This is a genomic window from Protofrankia sp. CiP1_Cm_nod3 (genome assembly GCF_982290655.1).
The window spans coordinates 1-18,836 of the sequence record NZ_CEVIVD010000021.1 but is presented as its reverse complement, the minus strand read 5'-3'; the positions used below and the strand labels follow the sequence as shown (position 1 = coordinate 18,836).

At 73.2% G+C, this 18,836-nt stretch carries 16 protein-coding genes and 2 tRNA genes; 7 read left to right on the top strand and 11 right to left on the bottom strand.

Going from position 1 to position 18,836, the window contains the following annotated elements; translation table 11 throughout:
* Positions 1-48 precede the first annotated feature (48 nt).
* A complete protein-coding gene (locus tag AC5LUJ_RS06765) occupies positions 49-1,029 on the bottom strand; it encodes a thiamine-phosphate kinase (RefSeq protein WP_493464639.1) in 981 nt (326 codons plus the stop codon).
* Positions 1,030-1,113: 84 nt separating this feature from the next.
* On the opposite strand from AC5LUJ_RS06765, the gene AC5LUJ_RS06760 reads away from it, so the two are divergent.
* Both AC5LUJ_RS06760 and AC5LUJ_RS06755 read left to right on the top strand, forming a co-directional pair.
* Positions 1,114-1,347 (top strand): Lrp/AsnC family transcriptional regulator, encoded by a 234-nt coding sequence (locus AC5LUJ_RS06760; protein ID WP_013874856.1) that lies wholly within the window; start codon positions 1,114-1,116, stop codon positions 1,345-1,347.
* Between the two features lie 47 nt (positions 1,348-1,394).
* Complete coding sequence (locus AC5LUJ_RS06755) at positions 1,395-1,946, top strand: DUF3515 family protein (RefSeq protein WP_445548523.1); 552 nt, start codon at positions 1,395-1,397, stop codon at positions 1,944-1,946.
* Between the two features lie 62 nt (positions 1,947-2,008).
* Here the strand turns inward: AC5LUJ_RS06755 and AC5LUJ_RS06750 are convergent, their stop codons facing one another.
* Complete coding sequence (locus tag AC5LUJ_RS06750; protein ID WP_493464638.1) at positions 2,009-3,166, bottom strand: D-alanine--D-alanine ligase family protein; 1,158 nt, start codon at positions 3,164-3,166, stop codon at positions 2,009-2,011.
* 87 nt (positions 3,167-3,253) lie between these two features.
* Positions 3,254-4,261 carry an NAD(P)H-dependent glycerol-3-phosphate dehydrogenase gene (locus AC5LUJ_RS06745; protein WP_250292425.1) on the bottom strand — a complete coding sequence of 336 codons (1,008 nt, stop codon included), beginning with the start codon at positions 4,259-4,261 and terminating at the stop codon, positions 3,254-3,256.
* Positions 4,262-4,526: 265 nt separating this feature from the next.
* Between AC5LUJ_RS06745 and cofC the strand changes: the two genes are divergently transcribed.
* Positions 4,527-5,231: a 2-phospho-L-lactate guanylyltransferase gene (gene cofC, locus AC5LUJ_RS06740; protein ID WP_493464637.1), complete on the top strand. Its 705-nt coding sequence runs from the start codon at positions 4,527-4,529 to the stop codon at positions 5,229-5,231.
* 13 nt (positions 5,232-5,244) lie between these two features.
* Here cofC and AC5LUJ_RS06735 read toward each other — a convergent pair whose 3' ends face one another.
* On the bottom strand, positions 5,245-6,147 hold the full coding sequence (locus AC5LUJ_RS06735) for a transglutaminase family protein (protein WP_250286006.1): 903 nt from the start codon (positions 6,145-6,147) through the stop codon (positions 5,245-5,247).
* 288 nt (positions 6,148-6,435) lie between these two features.
* Between AC5LUJ_RS06735 and AC5LUJ_RS06730 the strand changes: the two genes are divergently transcribed.
* Positions 6,436-8,649, top strand: coding sequence for an RNA degradosome polyphosphate kinase (locus AC5LUJ_RS06730; RefSeq protein WP_493464636.1), 2,214 nt, complete (start codon positions 6,436-6,438; stop codon positions 8,647-8,649).
* 215 nt (positions 8,650-8,864) lie between these two features.
* On the opposite strand, the gene AC5LUJ_RS06725 is transcribed toward AC5LUJ_RS06730, so the two are convergent.
* The 3 genes from AC5LUJ_RS06725 to leuC form a co-directional block, all read right to left on the bottom strand.
* Positions 8,865-9,161, bottom strand: coding sequence for an HU family DNA-binding protein (locus tag AC5LUJ_RS06725; RefSeq protein ID WP_013874863.1), 297 nt, complete (start codon positions 9,159-9,161; stop codon positions 8,865-8,867).
* A gap of 206 nt (positions 9,162-9,367) precedes the next feature.
* Positions 9,368-9,985 carry a 3-isopropylmalate dehydratase small subunit gene (gene leuD / locus AC5LUJ_RS06720; protein WP_250286000.1) on the bottom strand — a complete coding sequence of 206 codons (618 nt, stop codon included), beginning with the start codon at positions 9,983-9,985 and terminating at the stop codon, positions 9,368-9,370.
* A 63-nt stretch (positions 9,986-10,048) separates the two neighbouring features.
* The gene (leuC, locus tag AC5LUJ_RS06715) at positions 10,049-11,446 is read right to left on the bottom strand and encodes a 3-isopropylmalate dehydratase large subunit (protein WP_250292426.1); all 1,398 of its coding nucleotides are present in this window, start codon (positions 11,444-11,446) and stop codon (positions 10,049-10,051) included.
* Between the two features lie 145 nt (positions 11,447-11,591).
* On the opposite strand from leuC, the gene AC5LUJ_RS06710 reads away from it, so the two are divergent.
* Positions 11,592-12,404, top strand: a complete 813-nt coding sequence (locus tag AC5LUJ_RS06710; RefSeq protein ID WP_250286003.1) for an IclR family transcriptional regulator — start codon at positions 11,592-11,594, stop codon at positions 12,402-12,404.
* Positions 12,405-12,654: 250 nt separating this feature from the next.
* Here AC5LUJ_RS06710 and AC5LUJ_RS06705 read toward each other — a convergent pair whose 3' ends face one another.
* Positions 12,655-13,317 carry a Crp/Fnr family transcriptional regulator gene (locus AC5LUJ_RS06705; RefSeq protein WP_250286004.1) on the bottom strand — a complete coding sequence of 221 codons (663 nt, stop codon included), beginning with the start codon at positions 13,315-13,317 and terminating at the stop codon, positions 12,655-12,657.
* Positions 13,318-13,661: 344 nt separating this feature from the next.
* Here AC5LUJ_RS06705 and AC5LUJ_RS06700 point away from each other — a divergent pair, with 344 nt between their 5' ends.
* Complete coding sequence (locus AC5LUJ_RS06700; protein ID WP_493464635.1) at positions 13,662-15,749, top strand: serine/threonine-protein kinase; 2,088 nt, start codon at positions 13,662-13,664, stop codon at positions 15,747-15,749.
* Between the two features lie 221 nt (positions 15,750-15,970).
* Here the strand turns inward: AC5LUJ_RS06700 and AC5LUJ_RS06695 are convergent, their stop codons facing one another.
* Positions 15,971-17,698 (bottom strand): sensor histidine kinase, encoded by a 1,728-nt coding sequence (locus tag AC5LUJ_RS06695; RefSeq protein WP_445548524.1) that lies wholly within the window; start codon positions 17,696-17,698, stop codon positions 15,971-15,973.
* A gap of 284 nt (positions 17,699-17,982) precedes the next feature.
* Between AC5LUJ_RS06695 and AC5LUJ_RS06690 the strand changes: the two genes are divergently transcribed.
* Positions 17,983-18,279, top strand: coding sequence for a hypothetical protein (locus AC5LUJ_RS06690; protein ID WP_250292432.1), 297 nt, complete (start codon positions 17,983-17,985; stop codon positions 18,277-18,279).
* 311 nt (positions 18,280-18,590) lie between these two features.
* Here the strand turns inward: AC5LUJ_RS06690 and AC5LUJ_RS06685 are convergent.
* Both AC5LUJ_RS06685 and AC5LUJ_RS06680 read right to left on the bottom strand, forming a co-directional pair.
* Positions 18,591-18,663, bottom strand: a tRNA-Glu gene (locus tag AC5LUJ_RS06685).
* A 59-nt stretch (positions 18,664-18,722) separates the two neighbouring features.
* Positions 18,723-18,794 (bottom strand) — tRNA-Gln (locus AC5LUJ_RS06680).
* Positions 18,795-18,836 lie beyond the last annotated feature (42 nt).

Here is an 18,836-nt window from a genome sequence, read left to right as displayed (position 1 = left end):
GTGACGTGGTTCTCGTCCCTCGCGGATCCAGGTTTTCGACGTCACGGCTCAGGACGTGCGGAAGTGGTCCCAGCCGCCCGGCGCGGCGGCCGTCGGGCCGGGCGGCCCCAGTGGCCGGAGCGGGCCGCCGCGCAGGTCCGGCGGGACGTTGCCGCCCACGACCCGCACGCCTGGCCCGCCCGCGGCCGGGTCGGCGGCCAGCACGCGGCCGATCACGGCGACCCCGGGTGGCGGCTCGACGCCCGTCGGCAGCGTCCCGGCCAGGCCGTGATCCTCGCCGCCGGTCAGCAGGTGCCGCACGTCCACGCCGGGGACGGCCGCCCGCAGCGCGTCGGCGTCCACCTCCAGCACGACGCCGGAGGCGGCCGCCACATGCCCGAGATCGGCGAGCAGCCCGTCGCTGATGTCGAGCAGCGCGGTCGCGCCCGCCCGGGCCAGCGCCGGCCCGGCCGCGTACGGCGGTGTCGGGCGGCGGTGGGCGTCGACCAGAGGGCCCTCCCGCACGCCCGCGAGCAGCAGCTCCAGCCCGGCGGCGGAGCGGCCCACCGTGCCGGCGAGGACAACCGACTCCCCCGGGCGCGCCCCCGAGCGGGTCAGCGGGGCGACGCCCCGCGGGTCCCCGAGCGCGGTCACGGCCAGGCAGACCTCGGCCGCGCCGACCGTGTCGCCGCCGACGACGACCGCGCCCGCCTCGGCGCACTCGTCGCGCAGACCGTCGGCGAGGCCCTCGGCGAGCTCGACCGGGGTGGACGGCGGGCAGGCCAGGCCGACCAGCAGGGCGGTCGGGACGGCTCCCATGGCCGCCACGTCGGCGAGGCTCTGCGCGGCAGCTTTACGTCCGACGTCATATGGGGAGGACCAGTCGAACCGGAAGTGCCGCCCTTCCACGAGCAGATCTGTGGTAGCAATCACATAACCGGAGGGTGTCGGGACCACCGCGGCGTCGTCACCAGGACCCGCTGGCGGCGCCGGTGCGCCCAGTCTGGCCGCCACCCGGGCGATCAGACCAAATTCCCCTACCTCAGACACTCTCACCGGAGCCGATTGCCTGTTACCTTCTGTCGGCCCGTTGTTCTGCGGCACGGGTTGTCGACGTCCGACAAGGGAGCCTCTGTGGTCCACGCGTACATCCTCATCCAGACCGAGGTCGGGAAGTCCTCATCGGTGGCCAAGGAGATCGAACAGATCCCCGGTGTCACCCAGGCGGAGGACGTCACCGGCCCCTACGACGTGATCGCCCGTGCCGAGGCGGCCAGCGTCGATGAGCTGGGAAAGCTCGTCATGTCACGCGTGCAGACGGTCGACGGGATCACCCGCACGCTGACCTGTCCGGTGGTGCACTTCTGACGCTTCGTCCGCGCTTGTTCCCTGTCATGACCGGCCGGGACGGCAGAGTGCGGGCACGGCGGGCACCAGCCGCGTGGCCCGGTCGGCCAGCCGGGCCACCGGGGCCGGCGGCCGGGCGGCGGACCGGGTGGCCGGTCGCGCTCCTCGCCCGGATCATGGCCCTTGCCGTTGTGATTCCGCTCACCGCGTGTGCCGGTTCCCCGGGGCCGGTCACGGTCAACGGCGCGCCGGATCCGACCGGGGAGCAGCGGTCGGCCTGCCTCGCCCTGGGCGCCGCCCTGCCGTCCTCGCTGGGGCCGGGGCTGGAACGTCGCGAGGCCCGGCCGGCGTCGCCGTTCGTCGCGGCCTGGGGCTCCCCACCGGTGGTGCTCTCCTGCGGCGTGCCGGGGGCCGCTCCCGGTTACCGGCCGGACGTGACGCTCTCGGTGGTCGACGATGTCGGCTGGTTCGCCGAGGAACGCGGTGACACCGTCCGCTACTCCACGCCTACCCGACGTCCGCAGGTCGTGCTGCTGCTCCCCGCGTCCGTCCAGGCCTTCGACGTGCTGGCCACGCTCGCCGCGCCGGTCCGCGGCGCGACACGGTCGACGACGGCCTGACAGCGGCCGGCCGGGCGGCCCTACCGGCACCAGCGGCGACGGGGGACCAGCCGCGACGGGGATCAGTGCAGCCCCGTGCCGCGGCGGGCCGCCAGCGCGACCAGCCGGTCCACCAGCCGTGGGTAGTCCAGGCCGGTGGCCGCCCACATCCGCGGGAACATCGAGGTCGGGGTGAACCCCGGCATGGTGTTCACCTCGTTGACGATGATCGAGCCGTCCGGGCGGACGAACACGTCCACCCGGGCGAGGCCCGCGCAGTCCAGCGCGGCGAACGCCCGCACGGCGATCTGACGGACCGCGGCGGTGACCTCGGCGGGCAGGTCCGCCGGGACGTCGAAGCGGACCGCGTCCGAGAGGTACTTGGCCTCGAAGTCGTAGAAGCCCGCGGACCCCGCGGAGGTGGTCACCGTCACCTCCGCGGGCAGGCTCGCCTCCGGTCCGCCGCCGTCGAGGCTGCCGAGCACGCCGCACTCGATCTCACGGCCGACGACGGCGGCCTCGACCAGCACCTTCGGGTCGACGGCGCGGGCGGCTTTCAGCGCGGTCGCCAGGTCGTCCCAGGCGTCCACCCGGCTGATGCCGATGCTCGACCCGCCCCGGGCCGGTTTGACGAACACGGGCAGGCCGAGGCGTTCGCGGTCGTCGGCGGTCAGGGCCTGCCCGGCGCGCAGCACCGCGTACGGGCCGATGTCGAGCCCGGCGTCGGCGAGCAGGATCTTCATGTACTGCTTGTCCATGGCCGCGGCGCTGGCGAACACCCCGGAGCCGACGTAGGGGACGGCGGCCATCTCCAGCAGCCCCTGCACGGTGCCGTCCTCACCGAACGGCCCGTGCAGCAGCGGGAACACCACGTCGACGGCGCCGAGGCCGACAGGGCCGCGGCCGGCGGCATCGCGGCCGGCGGAGCCGGGGCCCGTCGGGGCCGCCACCTGGTCGAGCGCGAGCAGGCCGCCCGCGGTGGGGTCGCCGGGCAGCACCACCGGCCTGGCGGCGGCGTCGACCGCGGGCAGCTCGCCGTCGCGGACGGCGAGCGCGGCCGGGTCGTCCGGGCCGAGCACCCAGCGGCCGTCGGAGGTGATGCCGACAGCGACAACGTCATAACGCCGCCGGTCCAGTGCGCGCAGGACGCTGCCAGCCGAGACACAGGAGATCGCGTGCTCGGTGCTGCGGCCGCCGTACAGGACGGCGATCCGGATCCGGCGCGGCGGAGAGCCAGGCATGACGGGACCCTAACCGATGCCCGGCCGCGCACCACCGAACCCCACAGCGAGTCCACCCGCGACGACCGTCCGGGCAACGCGCGGCGGTCAGCCGGCGCGGTACTCGGGGCCGGGCTCCCGGCTCATCAGCTCCTTGACCGCGTCCAGCGGGGCCAGGCCCTCGTGGATGACCCGCACCACCTGCTCGGTGATCGGCATCTGGACGTCCAGAGAACGGGCCAGCTCCAGGACGGGACGGCAGGAGCGGACGCCCTCGGCGACCTGGTGCTGCTGGGCGTCGGCCTGGGCGAGCGGCACGCCCCGGCCGAGCTTCTCCCCGAAGGCGCGGTTGCGCGACAGCGGGGACGAGCAGGTGGCCACCAGGTCGCCCATGCCGGCGAGCCCGGCGAAGGTCAGCGGGCCGGCGCCGAGCGCCACGCCGAGCCGGGTCGTCTCGGCCAGCCCCCGGGTGATCAGGGAGGCGGCCGTGTTGGTGCCGAACCCCATGCCCTCCACCATCCCGGCGGCCAGCGCGATCACGTTCTTGACGGCGCCGGCGAGCTCGCAGCCGATCACGTCCGGGTTTGTGTACGGGCGCAGGTACGGCGTCCAGCAGGCCGCCTGGACCGCCCTGGCCGTCCGTTCGTCGACGCTGGCGACGACGGTGGCGGCGGGCTGCTCGGCCGCGATCTCCCGGGCCAGGTTCGGGCCGCTGACCACGGCGATCCGCTCCGGGGCCGCCCCGGTGACCTCCTGGACCACCTCGCTCATCCGCAGCCGGGAGCCCAGCTCGACACCCTTCATCAGGCTCACGTACACCGCGGACGGCGCCACCAGCGGGGCCCACCGCGCCAGACAGGCCCGCAGCACCTGCGACGGCACGGCCAGGACGACCAGATCGGCCCCGCGCAGCGCCTCGGCGGCCTCGAGCGTGGCGTCGACGCGGTCCGGCAGCGTCAGGCCGGGCAGGTAGCGGGGGTTGGTGTGACACCGGTTGATCGACGTGACCACGTCGGGCTCGCGTGCCAGCAGTGTGGCCCTGGCCCCGGCGTCCGCGAGCACCTTGGCGAAGACGGTCCCCCAGGACCCGGCGCAGAGAACGGCGGCCCGCCTTATCCGGTACGGCATGCTGACGGCCGCCGTCGACATCACCCCGGCACCGGCGCGTTCAGCTCGCTTCACGTCGCAGGAGTCTTGCTCAGTCACACGAAGGCTGTCGAGAAGGCCCGGCCCTCGCGCAGATCGTGTCCCGTCCGGTGTGCCGGGACGGCCCGGGTGGCAGGTGCCGGAAGGCCGGCGTGCCATAGAGTCGGGTGGAGACAGAGCCGGTGGGTGACACCGGCGTCACCGGAGCCGCCACCCGCATGAAGCCGCCACCCGCATGACCGGTTGGGTCGTCGTCGTACCGGTCAAACCGCTGGCGGTCGCCAAGAGCCGGCTCGCCCATCCGGACCGGGCGGCCCTCGCGCTCGCGATGGCCCAGGACACGGTGGCCGCGGCCAGCGCGGTCGGGCGCGGCACGGTCGAAGCCGTCATGATCGTGACGAATGACGGCGCGGCCCGGGCCGGGATGGCCTCCTTGCCGGCCCCGGGCCCTGCCGAGCGGGCCATGACCGAGGGCAGCCGGATTGTCGTTGTTCCCGACACGCCTGGCACCGGCCTGAACGCGGCGCTGGCGCATGGTGCCGCCATGGCCGCGCGGCGGTGGCCGGACGCCGGTGTCGCGGCCCTGTCCGCCGACCTCGCCGCGCTGCGCCCGGCCCACCTGCGCGCGGCCCTGCTGGCCATGCCGGCGGACGGCCGCGGCCTGGTCGCGGACGCGGACGGTACCGGCACCGTCCTGCTCGCCGCCACGGCCGGCACACCGCTGGCGCCCCGGTTCGGGCCGGGCAGCCGCGCGGCGCACATCCGTTCCGGGGCCCGGGACCTGACCGGGCCGCTCGGCGGGTCCGTCCGCGGCCTGCGCCGTGACGTGGACACGATCGAGCATCTGCGGGAGGCGGTCGGTCTCGGCGTCGGCCCCTGGACCAGGCGGGCCCTGTCCGCCGGCCCGGGGACAGCGCTCCGGTGCCCGCCGGCCCGGTGACTCCCGCCAGGGGTCAGGCCGTGTCCGCGCCCACTGCGGTGACGGCGCCCGTCCCGATGAGATCCGTTCCTATGACGTCCACCCGCTGGCGCGTGCTGAGGGTGCCGCGGCCGGGCCCGCGGTAGGAGCCGGACGTGGGTGCCACCTCGGTGTAGTCCCGGCCGGTGGCCACGGTCACGTACCGCTGGTCCGCCAGCCGGTCGTGGCAGGGGTCGAGCGCGACCGCGCGCGCCCCGCCCCCGGGCAGCCCCGCGTCCGCGGGGACGATCACTTCGACCCAGGCGTGCGAGGCGCTCTCACCGGTCATGTGGCCGGAGACGTACCGCGCCGGCACGCCCGCGGCCCGGCACAGCGCCAGCATGACGTGCGCGTGGTCCTGGCAGACCCCGCGTCCCCCGGCGAGGGCCTGCGCGGCCGTGGTCGTCACGTCGGTGCTCCCGCCCGCGTACCCGATCCTGCGGTGCACCCAGGCGCAGCACCGCAGCGCGGTCTCGAGCGGGTCGGGGGCGGCCAGCGACCGGGCTGTCGCGGTTATGGCGGCGTCGGGTGCCGTCAGCGGGGTGGGCGTGAGCAGCCTGCGGCCGGTCAGGGCGGACGCCGGCAGCGTGGGCGGCCCGGCCCCGGCGGTGCGGGTGAGGACGACCGTGGCGTCGAAGTCGAGCCGCCGGGGCACGGTGTCCAGCCGCACCAGCGCGGCCGGGGAGCCGTCGGCCGTGCGCTCCCAGGTGACGGTGGCCGCCGGGTCGGACACGGCGAGGTGGTAGGCGCGTACCGCCTGGTCACCGTGCTGTCGCGGGGGAATGACGACCAGGCGGTGCGCCAGCTGCCAGGCCGGGCCGTCGTAGGTGTAACTGAACCGTTGCCGAATACGGTAGGTCACCGATGCGACCGCCGGGTCCGCCAGGTCGACGTCCATTTCCTCGGCGGAAAGCACACTGTCAGGCACTGTACGTAACAAGGCCGCCTGTGCCGCCTGCTGCGCGCGCACCGGCTGCGCCGGTACCGCCCCGGCCGTCACCGCCACGCTCCGACGACCGCCGGCACCGTCCGGCAGGATGTTTCCTCCATGCTGCGATATTCACCCGAGCACATTTCATGAGCGTTACACATCGCGTTCGTCCAGGCGTCATCCCGGACGAGTTGCGCGGGTCCTAATCGCCACACCCGGCTGCCGCGTTCCCGCGGGACTGGCACCATCGAGGGCATGACCGAGCTGGTGGTGAACCGATCTGAGCAACCGCAGCGCAAACCGCGAAGCGCCCTGCTCGAACCGCTGGAAGCACCCCGGCAACCAGTACCGTCAGATCTTCCAAATGATCGGTTCATCAACCGGGAGAAGTCCTGGCTGGACTTCAACGCGCGGGTGCTCGCGCTCGCCGAGGACGAGAGCGTCCCGCTGCTTGAACGCGCCAAGTTCCTGGCAATCTTCGCCAGCAACCTCGACGAGTTCTACATGGTCCGGGTCGCGGGCCTGATGCGCCGCGAGGCGACCCGGCTCGCGGTGCTCTCCGCCGACGGGCTCACCGCGCGCGAACAGCTCGACCTCATCAGCCGTACCACCGCCGAGCTCGGCGAACGCCACTCCCGCTGCTTCACCGACGACGTCGTCCCCGCCCTGGCCGAGGCGGGCATCACCATCCAGCTGTGGAACGACCTGACCGACGGGCAGAAGGACCGGCTGCACCACTACTTCCACCAGCAGATCTTCCCCGTCCTGACCCCGCTCGCGGTCGACCCGGCGCACCCCTTCCCCTACATCAGCGGACTCTCCCTCAACCTTGCGGTTACTGTACGTGACCCAGGTGGGGACGGCGACCGGTTCGCCCGCGTGAAGGTCCCGCAGAACGTGCCCCGGCTGATCCGGGTCACTCCGGAACCCACCAGGGGCGTGGACGGCCACCGCCTCGCGCACGACCCGAACGGCGACGACCACGAGGTCTGCTTCATCCCGCTGGAAGAAGTGATCTCCGCGCACCTCTCGCAGCTCTTCCCCGGCATGGAGGTGGTGGACTCCCACCTGTTCCGGGTGACCCGCAACGCCGACCTGGAGGTCGAGGAGGACGAGGCCGAGGACCTGCTCCAGGCCCTCGAACGCGAACTGGCCCGCCGACGGTTCGGCCCGGCCGTACGCCTCGAGGTCGGCGACGACATCGACGACGACCTGCTGGACCTGCTGATGCGCGAACTTGAGGTCACCCATCGTGAGGTGGCCCGGGTCCGCGGGCTGCTCGACCTGTCGGTGCTGTGGGCGCTGTACGAACTCGACCGCCCGGAGCTCAAGGACCGGCCGCACGTGCGGCGGACCCACCCGCGGCTGGTGTCCGCCGACGAGCAGGTCGACTTCTTCGCGGCGCTGCGCGAGGGCGACGTGCTCGTCCACCACCCCTACGACTCGTTCACCACCTCGGTGCAGCGCTTCATCGAGCAGGCCGCCGCCGACCCGCAGGTGCTGGCCATCAAACAGACCCTGTACCGGACCTCGGGCGACTCCCCCATCGTGGACGCGCTGATCTCCGCGGCCGAGGCCGGCAAGCAGGTCGTCGTCCTGGTCGAGATCAAGGCCAGGTTCGACGAGACCGCGAACATCCGGTGGGCCCGCGAGCTGGAGCGGGCCGGCTGTCACGTCGTGTACGGGCTGATCGGGCTGAAGACCCACTGCAAGACCTGTCTGGTGGTCCGCCAGGAACGCGGCGGGCTGCGGCGCTACTGCCACATCGGGACGGGCAACTACAACCCGAAGACCGCCCGCCTCTACGAGGACCTCGGCCTGCTCACCGCCGACCCCGACATCGGCGCCGACCTCACCGACCTGTTCAACGTCCTGACCGGGTACAGCCGCCAGACCGAGTACCGCTCACTGCTGGTCGCCCCCCAGCTCATGCGGGACGGGATCATCGAGCGCATCGAGCAGGAGGCCGAGGCCGCGCACCAGGGCCGCCCGTCCGGCGTCCGGATCAAGGTGAACAGCCTGGTCGACGAAGAGGTCATCGACGCGCTGTACCGGGCCTCCCGCGAGGGCGTGCCCGTCCAGTGCCTCGTCCGCGGGATCTGCGCGCTGCGCCCGGGCGTGCCGGGCCTGTCGGAGACGGTGCACGTCCGCTCGATCCTGGGCCGCTTCCTGGAGCACAGCCGGGTGCTGGAGTTCACCGCGGTCCAGGAGTGCTGGATCGGCAGCGCGGACATGATGCACCGCAACCTCGACCGCCGGATCGAGGCGCTGGTACGGGTCGCGCAGCCGTCTCAGCAGGGGCCGCTGAAGGCCATGCTCGACCACTCCTTCTCCGACGGCGTGGCGGCCTGGATCCTGCGGCCGGACGGCACCTGGCACCGCCGGGCCGCCGACCCGGACGGGCAGCCGCTGTCGGACTACCAGAACGACCTGATGGGCGTGCGACCGCGGCGGGCGGCACACGCCTGACCACGGCGGACAACCCGCCGGAGCCTCCGGCCGCGCGACCATTCCATGATCGCACAGCCTTCGGTGCTGCCAGCCTTCTCCAGCCTCCGGCCGCGCGACCATTCCATGATCGCACAGCCTTCGGTGCTGCCAGCCTTCTCCAGCCTCCGGCTGTGCGACCATTCCATGATCGCACAGCCTTCGGTGATGTCGCGATACCGGTGTGATCCCGGTACTCAGTTGTCCTGCGGATCCTCGCTGGCGGAGACGCTGGCCTTGAACTCCGAACCGGGCCGGAACTTCGGCACGACCGAGGCCGCGACATGCACCGGCTCACCCGTCGCGGGGTTACGGCCGGTGCGAGCCGCCCGCTCGACGCGCTCGAAGACACCGAACCCCGTAATGGTCACCTTCTCACCGGCGGAGACGGCCTCCTGAATCGCGTCGAAGACGGCATCGACGGCCTTGGTCGCGTTCGACCGCCCGCCCTCGATCTGCTGAGCGATTCGATCAACCAACTGGGACTTGTTCACAACAACCTCCGGACGCCCCCCGCGAGTGCGGGGTAGGGAGCAGATCGGGCATCACACTGCGCTGCACCGTAGGCATGTCCACCGGTTAGGGCAATTCCCGTGCGCGTGTCGCGCGACACAAACATGCACGTCAGCGTCCCTTCTAGATCATCAGATGCCATCAGGAGGATGCCGGCGGTCCTCCGATGGGCTACGTTTCGTAGCATTCAATGTTTTTCGCTGACTCCTGCCGTGGCCGGTACGGTGGTGGGCAGCCAGCCGGGCCGGGTGGCCTCGAAGGCCGCGACGGCGTCCTGGTGGCGCAGTGTCAGGCCGACGTCGTCGAGGCCCTCCAGCAGCCGCCAGCGGGTGAAGTCGTCGATGTCGAAGGCCGCAACGAGCCCGGGCGCGCGCACCTCGCGGGCGGCCAGATCGACGGTGATCTCGACACCGGGATCGGCCTCGACCTGGCTGGTCAGCGCCTCGACCGTCGCGGCGGGCAGGGTGACGGCCAGCAGCCCGTTGCCGAGGGCGTTGCCGCGGAAGATGTCGGCGAACCTGGCGGAGATCACCGCCTTGAAGCCATAGTCCTGCAGCGCCCACACGGCGTGCTCGCGGGACGACCCGGTACCGAAGTCCGGGCCGGCGAGCAGGATCGTGGCACCGGCGTGGGCGGGGCTGTTCAGCACGAACGCGGGGTCGGCCCGCCACTCGGAGAACAGCCCGGCGCCGAAGCCGGTGCGTTCGATCCGCTTCAGCCACTCGCTGGGGATGATCTGGTCGGTGTCGACGTCGCTGCGCCGCAGCGGCACCGCCCGGCCGGTGTGGGTGGTGAACGCCTCCATCGCGGGTGCGCTCCCTTCGTCGGTGTCGAGGTTGTCGCCGGAGCTGCTGGCGGGGCGCCAGCGTCAGAGGTCCGCCGGGGTGGTCAGCCGCCCGGTGACGGCGGTGGCCGCGGCGACGGCCGGCGACACCAGGTGGGTGCGGCCGCCCGGCCCCTGGCGTCCCTCGAAGTTGCGGTTGGACGTGGACGCGCTGCGCTCCCCCGGCCGCAGGGTGTCCGGGTTCATCCCGAGGCACATCGAGCAGCCCGCGCTGCGCCACTGCGCCCCGGCTGCGCGGAAGACCTCGTCGAGCCCTTCCGCCTCGGCATCGGCCTTCACCACCATCGAACCCGGGACGACCAGTACGCGCACCCCGTCGGCGACCCGGCGCCCGCGCAGGACCTCGGCGGCGGCCCGCAGGTCCTCGATGCGCCCGTTGGTGCAGGAACCGATGAACACCGTGTCCACGGCGATGTCACGCAGCGGCGTGCCCGGGGTGAGCGCCATGTAGGCCAGGGCCCGCTCGGCCGAGGCCCGCAGCGCGGGGTCGGCGTAGCCGGCCGGGTCGGGGACCCGGGCGGCCAGCGGCGCGCCCTGCCCCGGGTTGGTGCCCCAGGTGACGAACGGGCTCAGCTCGGCGGCGTCGATGACGACCTCGCGGTCGAACGTGGCGTCGTCGTCGGTGGCGAGGGTGCGCCAGTAGGCCACCGCCTCGTCCCAGGCGGCCCCGGCCGGGGCGTGCGGGCGTCCCCGCAGGTGGGCGAAGGTCACCTCGTCCGGAGCGATCATGCCGGCGCGGGCGCCCGCCTCGATGGACATGTTGCAGACCGTCATCCGGCCTTCCATGGACAGCGACCGGACGGCCTCGCCCCGGTACTCGATCACGTACCCCTGGCCACCGCCGGTGCCGATCCGGGCGATGATCGCGAGGATCAGGTCCTTGGCGGTCACCCCGGCCGGCAGTGCCCCCTCCACGGTGACGGCCATAGTCCTCGGGGGCCGCTGCGGCAGCGTCTGGGTGGCCAGCACGTGCTCGACCTGGCTGGTGCCGATGCCGAAGGCGAGCGCACCGAACGCGCCGTGGGTGGAGGTGTGGCTGTCCCCACAGACGATCGTCATGCCCGGCTGGGTCAGGCCCAGCTGCGGGCCCACGACGTGGACGATGCCCTGGCCGGGGTCGTTCATGGGGTGCAGCCGGACGCCGAAGTCGGCGCAGTTCTTGCGCAGGGCCTCGACCTGGGCCGCCGAGACCGGGTCGGCGATCGGCAGCAGCGTGTCGACGGTCGGGACGTTGTGGTCCTCGGTGGCGATGGTCAGGTCCGGGCGGCGGACGGGCCGGCCGGCCAGCCGCAGCGCCTCGAACGCCTGCGGGCTGGTCACCTCGTGGACGAGGTGCAGGTCTATGTAGAGCAGGTCGGGTTCGTTGTCGGCACGCCGGACGACGTGGGCGTCCCAGACCTTCCTCGCGAGTGTGCGCCCCATGGCCCACTCCTTCAGGTGGCTTCCTCGGGCCCGTCCGGCAGCGCCGGGCGGGGTGACGAACGTGCGGTGCGGATCACTGACCCGGGCCATCCGAAATCTCGTACACCCCCGTGCATCTCATTATTTGGGATGGCAGTATCAATGTGTGGAACAGCTTAGCGGAGTCGGCGTGCTGGACAAGGCGGCCCTTGTGCTGACCGCGGTGGAGACCTCCCCCGCATCCCTGGGCGACCTGGTCGCCCGTACCGGGCTGACCCGGGCGACCGCCCACCGCCTGGCCGCCGCCCTCGAGGTGCACCGGCTGGTCGGACGCGACCCCAGCGGCCGGTTCGTACCCGGCCCACGGCTGGCCGCCGGCGGCGCGGCACCGCTGCCGTGGGCCCTGCTGGCCGCCGCCACGCCGGTGCTCGCGCACCTGCGGGACGCCACCGGGGAGAGCACCCAGCTCTACGTCCGGCGCGGGGACGTGCGGGTGTGCGTGGCCGCCGCCGAACGGGCCAGCGGCCTGCGCGACACCGTCCCGGTCGGGACCATGCTGCCGATGACCGCCGGCTCCGGCGCGCAGGTCCTGCTCGCCTTCGGCGCGGACCCGTTCCCGGGCCGGGACGCCACCGCCCCGGCCACAACCAGGGGCGCAGCGCCAACGGCGCCAACCAGGGGCACAGCGCCAACGGGGCTGGCCAAGGCGGTGGAACCGCCGGCGGGCGCGGCCTTCGGGGCGTCCACCCTGGCGCAGGTGCGGCGGCGGGGCTGGGCTGAGAGTGTCGGCGAGCGGGAGGCCGGGCTCGCCTCGGTGTCGGCCCCGGTACGCGACGCCACCGGCCGGGTCGTCGCGGCGCTGTCCCTGTCCGGCCCGGTCGAGCGGCTCACCCGCTCCCCCGGCCGACGCCACGGGGCCACCGTCGCCGCCGCCGCCGAACGGCTGAGCCGCCAGGCCACCGAGCCACCGAACGGCTGAGCCACCGAGCCACCGAGCGGCTGAAGCGGACCGTCCCACCGACGGCCCTGGACCCGCTCGTCGGCGTGGGGCAGCTGCTTTCAGTGTCCGCGGGGCTTCCAGTTTCAGTGTCCGCGGGGCTTCCAGCATCCGCGGCGGACCCCCTGTACCCGCCGCGGGCTGGCCTCCGCCCCATCTGGCGCGTCGGAAAGAAGGCGTTCTCGCCCATATATGTCGTAGTGGGCAGCAGGTGGAGTGACGACGTCATCCGTCACATTTGATGGCCCGGAGTTTCGCCGTAAGCGAACGCGCGCAGTGCGGCGATGTTCAGGACGACGAGCGTCCGCCCCCTGTTCGCGATCAGCCGGCTCGACCGGAAGGTCCGCAGGTCCCGGCCGACGGACTCCCTGGACGACCCGATGGCGGCAGCGAGATCACGATGTGTCACACGTAACGTGATCGCGACGCTGCCGTCGGGCTGCCCGTCCCCGTGCCGGTGCGCGAGCTCGAGCAGGTGGCGGGCGAGACGGATGCCGGTCGGGTACGCGCCCAGCTCCGACCGGCGCCGGTCGGACTCCCGCAGCCGCCGGGTGATCGAGCTGACCAGGGCCCGCACGACCTGGGGATGGGTGGCCACGAACGTCCGGAACGCCTCGGCGGAGACGGCGACCAGCTGCGCGGGCTCCACCGCCACGACCGACGCCGACCTGGTCCCGCCGTCGATGACCGCCATCTCGCCGATGAGGTCGCCGGGGCCGCGGTGGGCGAGCAGGGTCTCGTACCCGCTCTCGGCGACGGTCACGACCTTCACGCGCCCGGTCCGTACGATCATCACCAGGTCGGCCCGGTCGCCCTCCTGCAACAGGACGTCACCCGGCCCGTAGTGCCGGACCGTGCCGAGCGCCTCGAGCGCGAGCCGGTCCTGCGGACTCATCTGGGCGTGTCCGTGTTCACCGCTGAGCATGCCCGCGCCCGTCCGTGTCACCTGCGGCCACTTGTTTCCTTCTGTCACAGAGCTGGTGGCGCAGAGTACCTTTTTGCTCCGGTACAAAAGCCGAGGCGGCCACTGGCCACAACACCATGACGCCGTACCGCCATGATCCTCATACTTTCCGCAGTGTCCGACGAGCCGCGCGGCCCTCTCCTGTCCGTTGGCGGTGTTTCCGTCATAAGGTCCTGCTCACCGGGTCTGCGCCGTGCTGCCTGGCCGGGTATCCTGGCCAACCGGCCAGGCCGGGCGTACCACGGCTGATGCGCGTACAGGGGGGAGCACCGGCGATGCGCAGGCTGGGTTCCCGCTACGTCCTGCACCAGCCGCTCGGGAAGGGCGCCAGCGGTGAGGTCTGGCGGGGCGAGCGGGCCGACGACGGCACCGGCGACCACGGGCCGGTAGCGGTCAAGATCCTGCGGCCCGAGCTGTCCGACGACCCGGAGATCGTCGACCGGTTCCTGCGCGAGCGCCGGGTCCTGCTGGCCTTCGACGACCCGCATCTGGTGAAGGTCCGCGACATCGTCGCCGAGGGCAGCACCCTCGCGATCGTGATGGACCTCGTGGACGGGACGGACCTGCGCGGCTATCTGCGCGCCCGCGGCCGGCTCCCCGCCGCCGAGGCGGTCGGGCTCGTCGGGCAGGTGCTCTCGGCCCTGGCCGTCGTCCACACCGCCGGCGTCGTCCACCGGGACGTCAAACCGGCGAACATCCTCGTCGACACCGGCGGCGGCGGGCCGGCCCGGGCCATGCTGACCGACTTCGGCATCGCCCGGCTGACCCAGAGCCCGTCCATGACCAGGCTCAGCGTCGCGATCGGCACGCCGATGTACATGGCGCCGGAACTCGCCGAGCACACCCGGGCGGGCCCCGCCGCCGACATCTACGGGGCCGGCGTCGTCCTCTACGAGCTGCTGGCCGGCCGGCCTCCGTTCGTCGCGCCGAACCCGATCGCCATGATCCGGGCGCATGCCTTCGAGGCACCACCGCCGATCGACGGGATCGACGGGCCGCTGTGGGACGTCATGTGCCGCCTGCTGGCCAAACATCCCTCGGAGCGGCCCGCCACGGCGGACGCGGCGCGCTTGGCGCTGCAGGCCGCGCTGGCCGGCCGGAAGCCGCATGACCGCGCCTTCGCGGCGCCGGCGGACCTCGGCAGGACATCCGTGATCACCTCACGGCAGTCACCCGGCGAGGACGACGACCCCGCGACCCTGCTCTCACCGACGGCGTCCTCCCCGGTGTCCCCCGCCGCCCCGGTGCCCGAGCCGGCACGCGCGGGCCCGGCTACCGGACGTGACCTGGCGGCCTCACCTGCCGGCGACGCCTCACCTGCCGGCGGCGCTCCGCAGGCACCGCCGGTCGCCGGGACCACCCGGCTGTCGGGCCCCGGGCCCGCCCAGGCGGGCGCGTACGGGACGGGCCGGGGGCACGAGGACGAGCCGGAGTACGCCCGGACCGCCATCGCCGGCGCGGCATCCTCCCTGCCGGCCGCATCCTCACCGGCCGCGGCGCCGACGGCTCGGCCGGCGGCCGCGGCGCCGACAGCACAGCCGGCGGCACCGTCATCGGAGCCGGCGGGAGAACGCCCGCGGCCGCGGTCCGCCCGCGCCCGCGTCCTGGTCGCGGCCGGGCTCGGGGCCGCCGTGCTCGTCGGCGCCGGGTCATGGGCCCTGGCCGCCGGCCTCGGCGGCGACGGGGGCCGAGGCGGCGAGACGGCCTCCGTGGCGGGCGCGCCGCTGGTCACCGCGCCGGCCGCACCGGGCACCACGGCGGCCACGTCCGGGCCGGACGCCACCCGGGGCCCGGCACCGGCGGCGTCCGCCGTGGCCGTGCCGGCATCCGCTCCGCCCACCGCGAACGTCACAGCGCAGGCCGGCACCGGGCCGGGCGGTGGGCCGACCGGCCCCGCCGGCGGACCGAGCGCTGCCCCGAGCGCCGCGCCGCCCCCGGCGTCACCGCCGGATTCCCGCGTGGCGGTACCGGACGTGCGGGGCATGGTGCTCAACGACGCCTCCGCGGCCCTGCGCCAGGACGGTTTCACCAACATCCCCTACGTGTACGACTGCTACCGCTCCTCCGACATCAGCAATGTGGTGCGCCAGGACCCGGCTGCCGGCACGCGGATCGCGACGACGGCGGCGGTACGCCTGTACCTGCAGGCCAACGACTGCTCGGACGTGCCGAACGTCGTCGGGATGACGTTGGACGACGCCGCGGCAACCCTCAGGAAGGCCGGCTTCAGCAACATCCCCTACGTGTACGAGTGCCTGAACTCGAAGCAGATCGGGGCCGTCGTCACGCAGTCGGTCGCGCCGGGGACCAGCTACGGCAGGAGCAAGCCGGTGAGCCTGAAGCTGCAGGCGAACAACTGCTGATCACCCAGTCCGCCGGTCACGACTGACCGTCGCGGCCGGCCGACCACCGTTACCGGCCGCGCCCGGCCGGCGCACCCGGTCAGCAGACACACCCGGTCAGCCGGCACGCTCGCCCAACCGGAACGGTTCACCGGCCGGCACACCGGCCAGCCGCAACGGCCACCCGGCCAGAACCACCACCCAGCCAGAACGGCCAGCCGGCCGGGAGGAGGGGCCGCCGGTCAGCCGGAACGGTCGATCGGGCGCGGCCGGTTCGACCACAGCGGCGGAGCGGCCCGCAGGCCCGACCGGGAGTCCTCGGCGGACCGGGAGCGGGCCTCCTCGCCCGGGCGCGGACCCGGCCGGGCATCGTCCCCCGGCGAGCGCGGGCCCGGCTCGGAGCCCTCGCCCGACCGCAGCCCCGGCCGGACGTTCTCACCGGGCCACAAGCCGAGCCTGGCGTCCTCACCGGAGCGCAGGCCCGGCCGGGCGTTCTCCCCCGAGTGCAGGCCCTGCCGGGCATGGCGGCCGAACTCGCGGGCCAGCGGCAGCGTGGGCCGCTGCGGGACGCGAGCGCCTACCGCGGACCGGTCGAAAGCCTCCCGGACGCCCGCCGCGGACCGCGGGCCGACCGTGGCCGGGCGGGGCACCGCCGCCCACATGTCGACCTCGACGATGATCTCCCCGTCCTCGGAGGCCATCCGCAGCCGCCCGCCGTGGACCTCGACCAGCCGCCGCACGACGTACAGGCCCATGCCCGCGCCGTCGGTCTCCCGGGTAGCCGTCCCGTCCCGCTGGGTGAACGGCTCGAAGAGCTGGCGGATCGTGGCCGGGTCGAGGTCGGGGCCGGGGTTGCGCACCCGCAGGATCACTTCGTCACCGACCCGGCCGGCGATCAGCCGGACCGGCGCTCCCGGCCAGGAGTGCACCAGCGCGTTGTCGACAAGGTTCGCGACGACCTGGTGCAGCGCCTGCCGGGCCATCCGCACGGGCAGGTGGGGCGGGACGTCGACGGTGACGTTGGCGGCTGTCGTCGGCGTGTAGGACAGGGTCGCGAGCACCTCGTTGACGACCTCGGGGAGGTCCGCGACGCTGTTCTCCTCGGTGCCGGTGGCCGTCGCCGCGGTGAGCATGTTCTCCAGCAGCCGGGACAGCCGGTCGGAGTAGCTGACCGCCGAGTCGAGCATGTCGTCGAGCTGCGCCGGGGACATCCGGTCCCGCCGGCGCTTGATGGTGAGCAGGGTCCCGCGGATGCCGGTCAGCGGCGTGCGGAACTCGTGGGAGACGGTGGCAACCAGGTCGCTGCGGATCCGGTCGGTCTCCTCGAGACGGGCCATCAGGCTCTGCTGCCCCTCGTAGAGCTGCGCCCGGAAGTGCTCGGCCCGCCGCCGCGCCTGTTCGTTGAAATGCCAGAAGATCACCTGTGCCGCCGCCAGCGCGCAGATGAACGCCGCGCTGACCCCGGCGAACACCCAGGGCGACCCGGTGTACTCGGGCATCACGATCTGGCCGCCCACCACGCCGTTCGCCACGAACACGAACGCGATCGCCAGCAGGTAGACCGTCCAGTCCTCGTACAGGGCGATGAGGGCGACGACCACGAAGAAGTGGAAGTACACCTCGGTCTGCCCGTGCGAGAGGTGGACGAACACCACCGAGCTGCACAGCAGGCCGAGGCTGGTGGCCAGCGCCCGCAGCCGGCGCACACCCGGCAGGACGGCGGCGCCCAGCAGCACCGCGGACGGGGCGGTCGAGGCCAGGCCCTGCCAGATCCGGAAGTCCTGGTACCAGGCGTAGGTTACGATCATGGGCAGGTGGATGGCCAGGATCCAGACCAGCAGCCGGTGCCGGGCGACCCAGTCCTCGGTGGGCAGGCCGCGGCCGTGCGGCATCCACTCCAGCAGTTCCCCGCCGATCCTGCCGGTGACGCTCGCGGCATCCGCTATGGAGCGGCGGGGGGAATCCGGCATGTCGACACGGCGGACCCGGCCGGCGCGCGCACCACCGTGGCGACGCCGCGCCCGGTCAGGTACAGGGGCCGCGGAGGACATCCGGGCTATCCTGCCCCGATCACCATCGGACGCACCATGGCCGTCAAGGATGGTGTGCCATGCCAAGCATGCCTACCTGGGACTAGACCATCTTCACCAGTCCGCAACAGGTTCAAAAGGGGCATGGCGCGGCCAGCGCCCGCTTCGACAACCTGTGGGCTGCAAGGTGGCCTTCGGAAGGGCCGCCGTAGGAGGAGGACACCGTGCTCCCCGTGACCCTGACCGCTGCCAGCCCGACCCGCACCGCAGCCGCCATGGACCCGACCTGCGCCGGCCCGACGTCCCCACTCACCCCGCTGCCCTCGCTCGCCACGGCGACGCAGGCGGTCGCCACGAAGGAGCCGGCCGAGGGCACCGTCCCCCGGCTGCGTCTGATCACCACCGGCCGCCGGGCGGGCGAGACCGTCCACGGCCGCGGCGGCCCGAGCTCCTGCGGCTGCCGGGAGTGCGCGATGGCCCGTCACCCCGCGTCCCTCCCCCGCCTCGCGGTAGTCCGGTAGTCGGCGGCCGCATAGCCCGACCGGGTGATGTCGTGCCGGCCCGGCTGGCACGACATCACGGCAGGAGCCGGCTGGCGAAAGCCCGCGGGCAGCGCCCGCTGGCCAGGTCTCGGACTTCCCAGGTGAACCGGCTGGGCCAGGTGAACCGGCTGGACCGGGTGGGACCGGGTGGGACACAGCACCGCCCCTCAGGCCGTCACCTGACGGCGCGACAGCAGGCAACGGCCGGACAGCCGACAACCGAACGCGACACAAAGGGCCGTCGACCATGATCACTCAGGTCGACGGCCTTTGCCATCCATATTCCGATGTAGCCCCGACCGGATTCGAACCGGCGCTACCGCCTTGAGAGGGCGGCGTCCTAGGCCACTAGACGACGGGGCCAACTGTTCTCTTTTTCCACCTTCGGACGGCTCCCACCCTACAGCAGGGAACGCCCGAAGCTGGGGTACCAGGACTCGAACCTAGACTAACGGAACCAGAATCCGTTGGGCTGCCAATTACCCCATACCCCAAGGCTGCCCTTGCGGGCGAGGCTTACTGTACCGCATCAGCGC

What these genes read in the sequence shown, in the direction of transcription:
- AC5LUJ_RS06695 (WP_445548524.1), bottom strand. Translation starts at nt 17,698, where the DNA reads ATGCCGGATTCCCCCCGCCGCTCCATAGCGGATGCCGCGAGCGTCACC.
- leuD (WP_250286000.1), bottom strand. Translation starts at nt 9,985, where the DNA reads ATGGAGGCGTTCACCACCCACACCGGCCGGGCGGTGCCGCTGCGGCGC.
- cofC (WP_493464637.1), top strand. Translation starts at nt 4,527, where the DNA reads ATGACCGGTTGGGTCGTCGTCGTACCGGTCAAACCGCTGGCGGTCGCC.
- AC5LUJ_RS06705 (WP_250286004.1), bottom strand. Translation starts at nt 13,317, where the DNA reads ATGAGTCCGCAGGACCGGCTCGCGCTCGAGGCGCTCGGCACGGTCCGG.
- AC5LUJ_RS06700 (WP_493464635.1), top strand. Translation starts at nt 13,662, where the DNA reads ATGCGCAGGCTGGGTTCCCGCTACGTCCTGCACCAGCCGCTCGGGAAG.
- AC5LUJ_RS06730 (WP_493464636.1), top strand. Translation starts at nt 6,436, where the DNA reads ATGACCGAGCTGGTGGTGAACCGATCTGAGCAACCGCAGCGCAAACCG.
- leuC (WP_250292426.1), bottom strand. Translation starts at nt 11,446, where the DNA reads ATGGGGCGCACACTCGCGAGGAAGGTCTGGGACGCCCACGTCGTCCGG.
- AC5LUJ_RS06735 (WP_250286006.1), bottom strand. Translation starts at nt 6,147, where the DNA reads ATGGACGTCGACCTGGCGGACCCGGCGGTCGCATCGGTGACCTACCGT.
- AC5LUJ_RS06750 (WP_493464638.1), bottom strand. Translation starts at nt 3,166, where the DNA reads ATGCCTGGCTCTCCGCCGCGCCGGATCCGGATCGCCGTCCTGTACGGC.